The organism is Virgibacillus aidingensis, from assembly GCF_010994035.1.
In the GTDB taxonomy this organism is placed as follows: domain Bacteria; phylum Bacillota; class Bacilli; order Bacillales; family Amphibacillaceae; genus Virgibacillus_N.
This window is the reverse complement of the sequence record NZ_WIXN01000008.1, coordinates 146,070-158,475: the sequence shown is the minus strand read 5'-3', so window position 1 is coordinate 158,475 and position 12,406 is coordinate 146,070. Positions and strand designations below refer to the sequence as shown.

Here is a 12,406-nt window from a genome sequence, read left to right as displayed (position 1 = left end):
TATTACCACAACAGTAATTCTTCTGTTTGTTGAATAAGCTGTAATGGGTCCTCCTGTATGAGCTTGTTTTTCCTTCAGTAACAAAAGAATAATTGCCCCCGCTTTCCCAAATGCTATACCCGAACGGAAAGGAGGAGGCAATAATGGGAAATCGTCCAAAGGGGCCAAAGCAAAACAAGAATCCGGATTTGCCGCAAAGTCCGCAGCAGCCCTATGGTGAACCATTGCAGGGATCTAAAAAAGTAAAGAATAAAAACCATTCCAGACAAAATCATAATCCGCATCATGGTTTGTAGGAGCGGGCGATAAAATAGTCCTTCCTCATCCTATCCCGTACTACGGTGAATTGTGGTACGGGATTGTTTCGTCATTTGCCTGTTTTCTATAAAAAAATTTGTTCAAATGACATATACGATCTGCTATGATGAACGATATACATGTATGAAAAGGAGAGAGTTACCTATGTGGAAGGATTTTAAGGAGTTTGCTTTTCAGGGAAATGTGATGGACTTGGCGGTCGCGGTGGTCATCGGAGCTGCGTTTGGATCCATTGTAAATTCTTTGGTGGAAAATATCATTACACCCATTGTAGGAGTTCTGCTGAATGGTGTGAATTTTACGGGATTATCATACACTGTCGGGAGCTCCGAAATTACATATGGCGTATTTCTCCAGTCCGTGTTTGATTTTATTGTTATTTCTTTTTCCATATTCCTGTTCATCCGATTACTCATGAAATTTAAGCGCAAAAAAGAAGAAGAGAGAGTAGAGGAAGAGGAGGAAGAAGCTGATCTTCAACTCGAGCTGCTTACGGAAATCAGGGATTTACTTAAGGCACAGAATAAAAGATAAGGGATTGTCTTTATTTTGCAGCTATATAAAAATATGCAGGAGGAGAATTAATATGACTTTCATAACTGATCCTTGGTTCACAGTAGAGAGAATAGATGAAACAACCTTCGCCATTAGTGAATATGGACATTGGGAAAAGGTTCATTCTTTTTTATTGCTGGGCAGTGAGAAAGCGGCGCTGATTGATACAGGATTGGGAATCGATAACATTAAAAGAATTACCGATCAGCTGACGGATTTGCCAATTACCGTGATTACCACACATGTCCATATAGATCATATTGGCTGTCATGGTAAGTTTGATGAAATTTATGTTCATGAACTTGAAAAAGATTGGCTTATTAATGGGATTAAAGGCCTGCCGATTGAACAAATTCGTAAAGATATCGGGCGGGATATAACGCTTCCCACACCAGCATCCTTTGATCCTGCTTCCTATACCCCTTTTCAGGGTCATCCATCTGAAACGATGAAGGATAGGGATATCATAAATCCCGGAAATCGTCCGTTAACGATTTTACACACGCCCGGCCACTCCCCGGGGCATGTATGTATTCTCGATGAGAATTCCGGATATCTTTTCACCGGTGATTTACTATACACTGGGACGCCGGTTTACGCGTTTTATCCAACAACAAATCCTGTTGATTTAGTTGATTCTCTGGAACGGATTGCCAATTTGAGCGGTTTGAAAAAAATATACGGTTCGCATAATCAGTTAGGGCTCGATATTCATATTTTGGAGGATGTAAAGGAGGCAGTGAAGGAGCTGCGGGAAAAAAACGCAATCAGGCACGGAAGCGGCCTGCATACTTTCGGAAGATTTGCTGTTAAGTTTTAATTGTTGTATGAAAATCAGCTTTACTCTTACCCAAACTTCCTTGGAGTACTTATAAAGAAAGAAATGGTGACCAAGCTATGTTTCAAGCCGTAAATTATTCAGTAGAAGGAAATAATAAACAAAAAAGAGCATATCAGGCCATCCAAGCTTTAAACCTTATGAACGACCTGAAGGAATTTACCCCAATACTTTGTGGAACTGTTCCCATTGGCATTGATGTTGATACCTCTGATCTCGATATCATCATGGAAGTGGATGATTTTTCCGCGTTTGAGAAGATAATCAGGGAATTATATAGTAAACAAGATAACTTTCAGTTGAAGCATACCAATATCAGGGGACGAAAAGTGGTTAAGGCAAATTTTGTTTACGACGGGTTTGAATTTGAACTTTTCGGCCAATCCCAGCCTGTACTTAGTCAACATGCCTATTTACATATGGTGATTGAAGGGGCATTATTGAAAGAAAATCCCAAGCTAAAAGAAAAAGTGATCCAGCTGAAAAAAAGGGGATATAAAACGGAGCCGGCCTTCTGTAAGGTGCTGGGAATACCCGGAGATCCTTATGAGAATCTTGTCGTATTTGGCAAAAACAAGGGTATTATAGATTAAATAATTCTGCGGGGGAACCTTTCCCTCGTTTTTTCGTATGATTAATTGTCTAAAATTTAAAAAAAGGAATGAATGACAATGCCTAAATTATTGATTCACCTGGAAGGATTGACTGTTTTGCTTTTATGCATTTATTTTTATTCCCTCACCGATTATGGCTGGTTGCTGTTTATCCTGTTATTGTTTGCACCAGACCTTTCCATGCTGGGATATCTGGCCAACAATAGCATTGGTGCTTTCGTTTATAATATTTTTCATACATACGTGCTGCCCTTGATTTTTATCGCAATCAGCTTACTGTTCTCGATCCAGGTATTATTGGCAATTGGCTTAATCTGGACAGCGCATATTGGTTTGGATCGATCAGTGGGATATGGTCTTAAATATCACACCGGTTTTAAAGACACCCATTTGCAGCGCATATCATCTCCATCTTGAGGCGGAGGGATTTTCGTACTTCGGTTTGTAGTTAAGTTATGATAAACATTATAAAATAAATTTGAATGTTCAAGGAGAGGATGAAGTGAATGGAAAGCATTATTGAAGTGAAGAATTTGAAAAAAACGTACAAAAAAAGGAAAACCAGAGAGTACATACATGCAGTGAGTGATGTCTCGTTTCATGTACATCGTGGAGAAATACTGGGACTGCTTGGTCCCAATGGTGCCGGAAAGACAACGACCATCAAAATGCTCTGCGGGCTATTGATTCCGGACTCAGGATCCATTCAGGTGAACGGCATTGATATGAGAAAAAAAAGGTTGCACGGGCTTCGGCATATAAGCGCTGTACTGGAAGGAAACCGAAATTTATATTGGCGGTTGACGGTTCGGGAAAATCTTGAATATTTTGCAGGAAATCGGGGTTTTTCAAGAAAAGATGTGGCTGTGCGGATCGATGAACTGCTGGTGCAATTTAATTTAAAGGAAAAAGAAAATGAACTGGTCAATCGCCTTTCCCGCGGGATGCAGCAGAAGCTGGCGATTGCAGTTGCGATGCTTGCCGAAAGTGAAGTGATTTTACTGGATGAGCCGACACTTGGCCTGGATGTGGAAACGGGCTACGAGGTCAGGGAAATTTTAAAAAATATTGTACGGGATGAGAATCGGACAATCATCATCAGTTCTCATGATATGGATGTCGTACAAGATCTTTGCGGGCGGACGGTTATTATTAATGAAGGAAAGATAATTACGGACGATAAAGTAGAGAATTTATTAAAGTTATTTGAAGTGCGTTCTTATACCATTACGCTCGGCGGACTTTTGACGGAGGAACAGCAGCAGCTGATGCATCAAAAATTTCCGCACGTTGTATATACGCCGGATACGGTTCAATCTACTTTGGAAATCGATCTTGCCAAAAGTGAAGATATTTATGACTTATTTAACGTGCTGAAATTGAATCACATACCGGTTGAGTCCTTTGACAGAAGTACGGTTAATTTTGAGCAAATATTCATGAAAATTTTAAAGGGGGGAGAAACACATGGTTCGCTGGCTCAATCTTCTTAAAGCTAATACGAGAAAAGAATATATTGAATTAAAACGCTATCTTCCCAATACCCTGGCCATGCTGTTTACCTTTTATTTTATTTTCCTTGGAATGTTCCTTGGCATCCAGGTTATCGGGGATCCAGGTTCTCAGGATATCAACACCCAACACGTCATCGTTAATTATATTTTCTGGTTTCTGGCCTTTATGATTATAAACAGCATTGGCTGGGAAGTCATTAATGAAGCAATGCGGGGAACACTGGAGCAGCTGAACATGTCACCGATGGGGATATGGCGTATTATGACCTCCCGTTTAATTGCAACTACTTTACTGTATGCTGTCATGATTGTCTTCTTGTTGTATTTATCCATGTTTACGACAGGTCAATGGTTAAATATTGATATAGTTTCCATTATTCCTGTATTAATACTTACATTAATCAGCATGTTTGGGATGGGCTTCATCATCGCCGGGATCTCGATTGTATTAAAACAGGTGCAGGCCTTCTTGCAGATTTTGCAGTTTATACTGGCTGCACTGACATTTGTTCCACTGAGTCTCTCCCCTTTATTGGCGTATCTGCCATTTGTAAAAGGGGTTGACCTTGTTCGTGATATTATGATTAATGGTGTGACATTAACCCAAATCCCTGCTGGTGATTTTTTGATTCTTGGTTTTAATGCCATATTTTATTTGCTGCTTGGGCTTGGCATTTTCTTCTATTGTGAACGGGTGGCAATGAGTAAAGGATTAATGGCACATTATTGATTTTTGCCTTCAAAGACAGTACGTATAGTTATTTTTATTAAAATAGGTAACTGTCTTATACAATCTCTGGCCTCTTACCATAGGTTATTAGTGTAATCAAAATGGAAAGGGGATTGTTAAATGGGACATTTTCATAAAGGTTGCGGCTGCCCTAAACAACAAGTAGTTCATCCAACAAAGCATAATTGTGTCCAGCACTGTACGCAAAGTGAAGTGGAGCATATTCATCCTTCTCATACAACTGTCATGAATCATCATACGCAGGTAAATAAACATGTATTCCCGCATTCTACATCTGTTCAGAATACAGCAAACAGTGTAGATGTGTATGGAGGTTCTTTCCAGACACCGCCTCAACAGGGAATGGGGCCTGGCGGTCAGGTAGCTGGAGCAATGACACCAGGATTCGGACCCGGCATGGGAGCAGGCGGTGGCCAAGTTGCCGGTGCAATGGCTCCGGGCTACGGAGCAGGATATGGAGCTGGCATGGGAGCTGGCTATGGCGGCGGCCAGGTAGCAGGAGCTACTCAGCCTGGCTATGGACATGGTCATGGTCATCACCACCATCAGCATGGAGCGAAACATTGGAATAAAAAAGACAAATGGTGTTAACTTATAGGGAGAGCTGGCATGCTGTATGTCAGCTCTTTATTTTCGATCTTATCAATGGAAGGTGCCGCTTACATATGAGAATTTTAACGGTGACAGGATATAAACCAATGGAATTAAATATATTTAAAGAGGACGACCCCCGAATTACCTTTATTAAGGCAGCCTTGGAAAAACGGCTTGTAGAATTTGCGGAAGAAGGGCTGGAATGGGTGCTGATCTCCGGGCAAATGGGAGTGGAATTATGGACAGCAGAAGTGGTATTGGATATGAAGGAAACCTACCCGGTAAACCTCGGGATTTTTCCGCCATTTGAAAACCAGGCAAGCCGCTGGCCTGAAGCCCTGCAGGAAAAGTATGAGGGAATCATTGCTGTGTGTGATTTTTATAAGCCGATTTATCAGGGAGAATACAGGGGGGCATTTCAATTTAAGGCGAAAAATATGTGGCTTGCCGATAAAAGTGATGGCTGTCTTCTGCTCATGGACGAGGAGTTTCCAGGCAGTAACCGATATTTTCATGAAGCGGCTAAAGGAGCCGGCGGCAATTACCCTATTTATACTATTACGCCAGCAGATTTGGATGATGTCGTAGAAGAAGTTCGGATGAGTGATCCGGATTATTGGGATTAGGGCGGGGTATGGCGCTGCTGGTAAGGCAGTATTTGAAGAGTGCCGGTTCATTAAAATGCCGAAGTTCACAGTGAAAGTGCCAAAGTTCACAATAAGAATGCCAAAGTTCATAATGAAAATGCCAAAGTTCACAATTAAAACGCCGAAGTTCACAAAAAGATTGGGTTTAATGTAAAAAAAGGAGGAACAACTGGAGATCTATATCGTCAAGTTACCATAATGAGTGCCGGTTCATTAAAATGCCAAAGTTCACAATGAAAGTGCCAAAGTTCACAGCTAAATCGCCAAAGTTCACAAAATTATTACCGAAGTTCATATTTATGAAAATGAAACAAGCTTTATTTAATCAATTTAATCATATTTAGCAGGAGTTTATATAAAAATGTCGAATAAAAATAATGAATGATAAATTCAAATGGAAAGGTGTGAAGCGTTGATAATACAACCTCTTATCATCCCCAAATATATTCTCCAAACAGAAGCTCTAGAAAGGAGATTGCCTCCGTATCATCCAAAAAAAGGAATCCTGGAAAATAAGGCACGAAGCCTTCGGGCTGGGTACAACGGTGAATTAGCCCTCGATTTTCCATTAAGTTTCCTCCTTGATGAGCAATACCTCATTTTTTATTATTTACGACTCAGTGACGCCAGCGGATCTTTCCAAATGGATACACTTATTCTCTCCACTAATTTCATGCTTATTATAGAAGCCAAAAATATGAAAGATCATGTAATATATAATGACATGGGGCAGACAATCCGAATCGAAAATGAAAAAGAACAAGCTTATACGAACCCTGTTGATCAAGTGAATTTACAGCATTTGAGATTGCTGCGCTGGATCCGTCAATTTAAATTCCCCACTATCCCCATTGAGAAAATTGTTGTATATACGAACCCCAAAATGCTCCTTAAAAATCAATCAAATGATAAATCATTATCGGAAAAGGTTATGCACAAAGAAAAAATACTGAGTAAAATTGATGAATTTGCTGCAACACATACTTCAAAATGTCTCACAGAAAATCAATTAATGGAGCTTTCATATCAATTAACCTCTGCACATACCCCAAAAGAAGAAAAGGTGATGGAGAAATATGATGTATACTTTGAAGAACTTAGAAAAGGAGTTATATGCCCAAAATGCAAAAGTATGCCAATGAGGTGGCACAAGGCAAAATGGTTTTGTGAGCATTGTCATAAAGTATCTAAAACAGCACATAAACATGCTTTAAGTGATTATGCATTATTAATAAGTGATTATATTAATAATCGGCAGGCGAGAGAGCTGCTGCAGCTGGAATCCCTATATGTTGCTAAAAGACTATTGCAGAAAGAATGTGTTGAGCAGTTTGGTGTGAAAAGCGGCAGGAAATATAAGCTGGACTTCAGAAAGCTGTTGAATGAATAACAGTAATTTTATAAAATTAAACATGTTATTCAAAGTTCTTTATCGAGCAAATTAAATACTTATGTTCCTGGTCCTCCCGTATTTCTCCTGCCTAATCCCATTTCCTGAACAACACGTCAATCTTAAACTCATCCCCATGTATATCGGCAACAGCTTTACCATCTTGCTTGCTGATCAGTTGAGCAACAATATGCAGGCCCAGTCCGAGCTGTCCGCCGGTTCGGCTTGTATCCATTCTAAATGTTCGATCAAAAATTCGTTGAAGATCATTACGCTCAAACTCACTCACATCATTGACGGCCCTTAACCGGACATATTCATCTTCTTCCATCAAATGAATGTTTACATAGCTTTTAGCATACCGCAGCCCATTTTGGATAATGTTTGTCACAATTCGATTTGTTGCCTTCCTGTCAGCAAAAACAGGAGACACTGCAGTTTCATCTACATGTATCTTTAACTCTCTTTTTTCAAAATCATTGTAGAACATTAGCATAGCATCTGCGATAATTTGATCTAAAAGCTGCTTTTCCATGACCAGTTGTTTGTCTAATGAGTCAATTTGTGAGAACTCATAGAATAAGTCGGCCATCATGGTGAGATTGTCAATTTTCTTTTGAATAATAGTTAAAAACTCTCTCTTTTCTTCCTCAGATAAAGAGGGATCGTGTAACAGTTCCGAAAATCCTTTCATTGATGTTAAAGGCGTTCTTAGATCATGAGAGATATTTGTTATTTCTTGCTTTAGTTGTTTTTCTCTTTTTTGCGTGTGCTGTTGATCTTGCTTAAATAAATGAATGAGCTGGTTGATTTTCGTGACAAATCGGCTAAGGGTTTTACTATGCGTATTTGTGCGAACCAATTCATTTGTGCCGAAGTTTTCAATGATTTCCTCTAATTGTTTCGTCATTCTTCTAATATCCCAATGGAAAAGCAGGAGCATTCCAACACTGACAATTAACAGGAAACTTAAAAAAATAATGATCAACCAGCTGCTCACTTCCATACATCCCTTCTCATCAATCAATATTTTGTTTGGCAAATCTATTCTGCCCTGCCAGTAAAGAAATCACTGAAATCACGATACCAGTAAGCCAATGACGATAATCAAATTGTGCAGCACCATTCATAAAGCTCATCAAGTTATCGTTTAAAAGTGTACTTGGCGTGTAATCGAATAGCATATATAATAAATTACCTGAAAAAATATAAAGGAATAGAAACAAGATGATAATATACACTTCACTGACTTTAAGCATTTTCAGCACATGAATAATAAAAAATCCACTGAGCACAATCGGTACCATGTTTGATGCAGCTATCAGGAAATTCCTGACTGATTGTTCTCCACTAGCCAAAAGGGTTTCTCCTAATGCAATCGTTAAAATTATACCAATTACACAGATTAACAGAAAGTAACTTAAAGTAAGAATTAGCTTGGACCAAAAGATCGTATTCCGGGAGATGCCAAAGGATACAGATTGTTTAATTAGTGACGTATCCTTTCCTGTGAGAGCGGAATTAAAGAGTAATCCTACAATCATAATTAATAATGCACCGCTAATTACGTTTGAATAAAAAAACATGCTGGTTGCATAAGGGAAATCCGGGTCCTGCTGTTGTGAATAGTACAAAATAGCAGCTGCCGCGGCAATTAACAATAAACAAATTACACTTGTCGTATGAAGACTTTTTTTGCGTAACAACCGATAACTTTCACTTTTCATATAATTAATCATGATTCATATCCCTCCACTAATCCTAAGAAGTAGTCTTCTAAGTTCAGCGTTTCTATACGAAACTCCATCACCAACACGCCGTTATCGATGAAGAGGCGATTGATTTCGCCGCCATCCTCTACATGATTTTGGATAGTGATTATTTGATCTGGAAGGATTTTATAATGAATATCACGATACGCTTGCTCTAACAATTGTGCAGATTTTGCTGCATCATTCACTTTGAACAGCATTTGTTTCCTGCTTTTTTCATCCAAGGCCTCTTTGCTTACATCATCGACAATTACACCATTCTTGATGAATACAAACCGTGTAGCAAGTAATTGCAGTTCGGTTAAAATATGACTGGATACTAGAATCGTTATTTGATTCTCCTTGTTCAGCTTCAATAATAACTTACGTATCTCCCTAATTCCTTCAGCATCCAACCCATTGATTGGCTCATCCAGCACCAAACAATCCGGACTCCCCAGGAGACACAGGGCAATACCTAACCGCTGCTTCATACCCGTGGAATAGTCTTTAAACCGTTTCTTCTTTTCATTCGCCAAACCAACAATCTGCAAAACCTCATCAATACGTTCCTTCTCGGCTACACCGCGTTGAATTCGAAAATACTCCAGGTTTTTCGCTGCAGTAAAATCAGGGAAAAACTCAGGGGTCTCTATCATGAAACCCATTCTTTTTCTTGCTTGACTTATTTCCCTGCCTGATTTGCCGAATAATTGAATGTCTCCCGAAGTTGGAAACAATTGTCCCGCAAGCATTTTAAATATTGTTGACTTGCCAGCGCCATTTTTACCAATTAATGCACAGATTTCACCCTTCCTTAATGAGAAATCAAGGGGCTTGATCACTTCATCCTTTTTAAAGTTTTTCTTCAATTGGTACGTTTGAATAATGGTATACATCTTGTTGACTCCTTCGCTAAATAGCTTGATGCTTTTAGTTTAGCTTAGATGTCTTTAATATCCTTTAAACAAAACATAAAGAAATCATAAAGAAATTAAACGAGCATAAAGCCAACTCCCCAAATTGTCTTTATATACTCATCAGAAGTGATGCTGGCTATTTTTTTACGAAGGTTTGAGACATGAACACTAATGGTATTGTCGTCGCCCAAGTAAGTCCCTTTCCAGATTCTTTCATAAATCTCCCTTTTGGAAAAAGCACGCTCCGGATGGCTGACAAATAAGGACAGAATATCAAACTCTGCATTTGTTAGATGCAATACTTTGTTTTCCAATGTTACAGATAATTTTTCCGGATTAATTTTCAGTCCGCGCCACACTTTCTCAGCCGAACGCACGGGATGGGGACTTGATTTTCGTAATTGAACTTCAACTCTGGCTATTACCTCTTTTTGATTAAAGGGCTTGGTTATATAATCGTCTGCACCCATTTTCAATACATGTACTTTATCTTCTATATCAATTTTGGCTGAAACCACAATAATAGGAATTGCGCTTTCTTCCCTGACCTGTTTTATTAATTCTTCCCCGCTCATACCTGGTAACATGAGATCCAATAATATTAAATCGTAGTGATTGTTTTGCAGCTGCAGGATCCCTTCCGTACCTGAATAAGCCACAACCGAATCCATGCCTGATTTTGTTAAAATTACGGTCAGTAATTTACTAATTTCCTGATCATCTTCAATGATTAAAATTCTTTTATTTTCCCCCATTTTTATCACCCGGCTTTTGAAAAAATACTCTATTATATATTGATTATAACCGAATTTTGTTTAATAAGATGCGAGGAGAATAAAAATAATGCATTGTAACTTTTTTGAACGTGTATATTTCCTCGTGTATAATGCCAAATACACCCATTGGGGAAGCAAGGCAGTTCTCATAACTTTAAATATTAAGCTTGCTACTCCATCTATCATCCTTATTTATTTTAACTCACCAGTAATTAAGCAGAAGGTGCTATAAATGAAAATATACGTATTAAACAGCAAACAGCAGCTGCCAATCTCTAAGGAAGAAGCCTGGACATTCTTTTCCGACCCAAGTCAACTGGAAGGTATCACGTCTGATGATATGTCCCTGAAGCCAATGCATGATCTGCCAAAGCGTATGTATGAAGGCATGATCGTTCGCTATCAGATTGAACCTTTTCCAAAATGGCATCTGCAATGGGTTACTGAAATAACACATATTAAAGAAGGAAAATATTTCATTGATGAACAGCGTTTTGGCCCTTTTCGGTTTTGGCACCATCAGCATCGCCTGATTGAAAATAGAGATGGTGTCGAGCTGCAGGACACGGTTCATTATGTAATGCCATTCTCAATTATTGGCCGTATAGCCCATCGGCTCTTTGTCCGGAAGCGCCTTGAAGGTATCTTTTCATACCGTAAAATACAATTGGAAGCTTATTTTAGAAGAAAACGTTCCTAAACATCATCTAACCAAGATCACCAGGATAATTTCTTTAAAAAGAGAAATTAAAGAAACATCTATATCTGAAGGGATGAAACAAAATGGAAGCGTTTCCTGTGCTTGAAACTTAAAGACTGAACTTGGTGGAAATAGGGGAACAATTTAAGCATGATTATTTTGAAATTAATCGATAACCACTTTTAAGTTCTGACAGTTCCCTGACCTTTGTGTTTTGACCGTATTCGCAACCTACTACATCTTTTGCGTAGTTGAAATTTCCATCAATTGAATTATTGAATTTCCGAATGCAATGAAATTTATAAACTGTAAACATGTAAGTATACCATTCTACTAAAATTTTTATACAAAAATTTAAACCAGCCAGAATATTTATTTCATTTTACTTACAACTGCAATTCATTTGAAATTTTACCCCCAATAATTACTAATTACTATGGGAAAGTTTATCTATACTTAATAACTTTTAGTAATCACGTGAGCATAAAGACCTTAAAGTATGCTGGGTCTATTTACCTAAAAAATTGACTTTAAAAGCCGGTGTGATTTACGTCACTTGGGACTTAATAATCAATTTTTCACATTCTTTATATAGTTCATTGACAGGATATTACTGGAATACTAATCTATTTAGTGAGCAGGTAAAAATGTAAATAAATTGTCATGCTTTTTACCTTGGAAAAAATTTAATAAGGGAGATGGGAACTTATGGCAGGACAAATTCGGATGACGCCTGATCAGCTACAGGCAAAAGCAAAACGTTATGGGCAAAGTTCACAGCAAATTGATCAGATTTTAAGAGACTTAACAAATCTTCAGGAAGAACTCCGCGGTGAGTGGGAAGGTCGCGCATTTGAACGTTTCGATGATCAGTTTAGAGAATTGAAGCCAAAAGTACAGGACTTTTCTCAGCTAATGATGGAAATCGAACAGCAGTTAACTAAAACTGCTGAGGCGGTTGCACAACAAGACCAAGCTTTATCCCAAAACTTCGGGCTTAGATAATAATTGTAAAATAGCGGAAAGTAAAGTGATTTG

At 38.6% G+C, this 12,406-nt stretch carries 17 protein-coding genes; 12 read left to right on the top strand and 5 right to left on the bottom strand.

Annotation, left to right across the window (positions count from 1 at the left end; genetic code table 11):
- The first annotated feature begins 143 nt into the window (after nucleotides 1-143).
- The 9 genes from GHD25_RS09035 to GHD25_RS08995 all read left to right on the top strand — a co-directional run bounded on the left by GHD25_RS09035 (nucleotide 144) and on the right by GHD25_RS08995 (nucleotide 5,810).
- Nucleotides 144-296: a small acid-soluble spore protein P gene (locus GHD25_RS09035; protein ID WP_164216061.1), complete on the top strand. Its 153-nt coding sequence runs from the start codon at nucleotides 144-146 to the stop codon at nucleotides 294-296.
- 166 nt (nucleotides 297-462) lie between these two features.
- On the top strand, nucleotides 463-852 hold the full coding sequence (gene mscL / locus GHD25_RS09030; RefSeq protein ID WP_164216060.1) for a large conductance mechanosensitive channel protein MscL: 390 nt from the start codon (nucleotides 463-465) through the stop codon (nucleotides 850-852).
- A gap of 52 nt (nucleotides 853-904) precedes the next feature.
- Nucleotides 905-1,693, top strand: coding sequence for an MBL fold metallo-hydrolase (locus GHD25_RS09025; RefSeq protein ID WP_164216059.1), 789 nt, complete (start codon nucleotides 905-907; stop codon nucleotides 1,691-1,693).
- Nucleotides 1,694-1,770: 77 nt separating this feature from the next.
- Complete coding sequence (locus GHD25_RS09020) at nucleotides 1,771-2,304, top strand: DUF4269 domain-containing protein (RefSeq protein ID WP_164216058.1); 534 nt, start codon at nucleotides 1,771-1,773, stop codon at nucleotides 2,302-2,304.
- Between the two features lie 78 nt (nucleotides 2,305-2,382).
- On the top strand, nucleotides 2,383-2,742 hold the full coding sequence (locus tag GHD25_RS09015) for a DUF4260 domain-containing protein (RefSeq protein WP_164216057.1): 360 nt from the start codon (nucleotides 2,383-2,385) through the stop codon (nucleotides 2,740-2,742).
- Nucleotides 2,743-2,831: 89 nt separating this feature from the next.
- Complete coding sequence (locus GHD25_RS09010; RefSeq protein ID WP_164216056.1) at nucleotides 2,832-3,818, top strand: ABC transporter ATP-binding protein; 987 nt, start codon at nucleotides 2,832-2,834, stop codon at nucleotides 3,816-3,818.
- Nucleotides 3,793-4,569, top strand: a complete 777-nt coding sequence (locus GHD25_RS09005; RefSeq protein WP_164216055.1) for an ABC transporter permease — start codon at nucleotides 3,793-3,795, stop codon at nucleotides 4,567-4,569. The genes GHD25_RS09010 and GHD25_RS09005 overlap by 26 nt, the downstream gene beginning before the upstream one ends.
- A 120-nt stretch (nucleotides 4,570-4,689) precedes the next feature.
- On the top strand, nucleotides 4,690-5,181 hold the full coding sequence (locus GHD25_RS09000) for a CotD family spore coat protein (RefSeq protein ID WP_164216054.1): 492 nt from the start codon (nucleotides 4,690-4,692) through the stop codon (nucleotides 5,179-5,181).
- Nucleotides 5,182-5,255: 74 nt separating this feature from the next.
- Nucleotides 5,256-5,810 (top strand): SLOG family protein, encoded by a 555-nt coding sequence (locus tag GHD25_RS08995; protein ID WP_164216053.1) that lies wholly within the window; start codon nucleotides 5,256-5,258, stop codon nucleotides 5,808-5,810.
- Nucleotides 5,811-6,262: 452 nt separating this feature from the next.
- Here the strand turns inward: GHD25_RS08995 and GHD25_RS19950 are convergent, their stop codons facing one another.
- Entirely contained in the window at nucleotides 6,263-6,400 is a 138-nt protein-coding gene (locus tag GHD25_RS19950; protein WP_240452287.1) for a hypothetical protein, read from the bottom strand.
- Here GHD25_RS19950 and GHD25_RS08990 point away from each other — a divergent pair.
- Nucleotides 6,337-7,221 (top strand): nuclease-related domain-containing protein, encoded by an 885-nt coding sequence (locus GHD25_RS08990; RefSeq protein ID WP_240452286.1) that lies wholly within the window; start codon nucleotides 6,337-6,339, stop codon nucleotides 7,219-7,221. The two genes, GHD25_RS19950 and GHD25_RS08990, sit on opposite strands and share 64 nt — an antisense overlap.
- Nucleotides 7,222-7,312: 91 nt before the next feature.
- Here GHD25_RS08990 and GHD25_RS08985 read toward each other — a convergent pair whose 3' ends face one another.
- From GHD25_RS08985 to GHD25_RS08970, 4 genes are all read right to left on the bottom strand, one after another.
- Nucleotides 7,313-8,227 carry a sensor histidine kinase gene (locus tag GHD25_RS08985; RefSeq protein WP_462943524.1) on the bottom strand — a complete coding sequence of 305 codons (915 nt, stop codon included), beginning with the start codon at nucleotides 8,225-8,227 and terminating at the stop codon, nucleotides 7,313-7,315.
- A gap of 13 nt (nucleotides 8,228-8,240) precedes the next feature.
- Nucleotides 8,241-8,960 carry an ABC transporter permease gene (locus tag GHD25_RS08980; RefSeq protein ID WP_164216050.1) on the bottom strand — a complete coding sequence of 240 codons (720 nt, stop codon included), beginning with the start codon at nucleotides 8,958-8,960 and terminating at the stop codon, nucleotides 8,241-8,243.
- Nucleotides 8,957-9,871, bottom strand: coding sequence for an ATP-binding cassette domain-containing protein (locus GHD25_RS08975; protein ID WP_164216049.1), 915 nt, complete (start codon nucleotides 9,869-9,871; stop codon nucleotides 8,957-8,959). The genes GHD25_RS08980 and GHD25_RS08975 overlap by 4 nt, the downstream gene beginning before the upstream one ends.
- A 95-nt stretch (nucleotides 9,872-9,966) precedes the next feature.
- Complete coding sequence (locus GHD25_RS08970; protein ID WP_164216048.1) at nucleotides 9,967-10,647, bottom strand: response regulator transcription factor; 681 nt, start codon at nucleotides 10,645-10,647, stop codon at nucleotides 9,967-9,969.
- 253 nt (nucleotides 10,648-10,900) lie between these two features.
- Between GHD25_RS08970 and GHD25_RS08965 the strand changes: the two genes are divergently transcribed.
- Both GHD25_RS08965 and GHD25_RS08960 read left to right on the top strand, forming a co-directional pair.
- A complete protein-coding gene (locus tag GHD25_RS08965) occupies nucleotides 10,901-11,368 on the top strand; it encodes an SRPBCC family protein (RefSeq protein WP_164216047.1) in 468 nt (155 codons plus the stop codon).
- Between the two features lie 708 nt (nucleotides 11,369-12,076).
- Complete coding sequence (locus GHD25_RS08960; RefSeq protein ID WP_164216046.1) at nucleotides 12,077-12,373, top strand: WXG100 family type VII secretion target; 297 nt, start codon at nucleotides 12,077-12,079, stop codon at nucleotides 12,371-12,373.
- Nucleotides 12,374-12,406 lie beyond the last annotated feature (33 nt).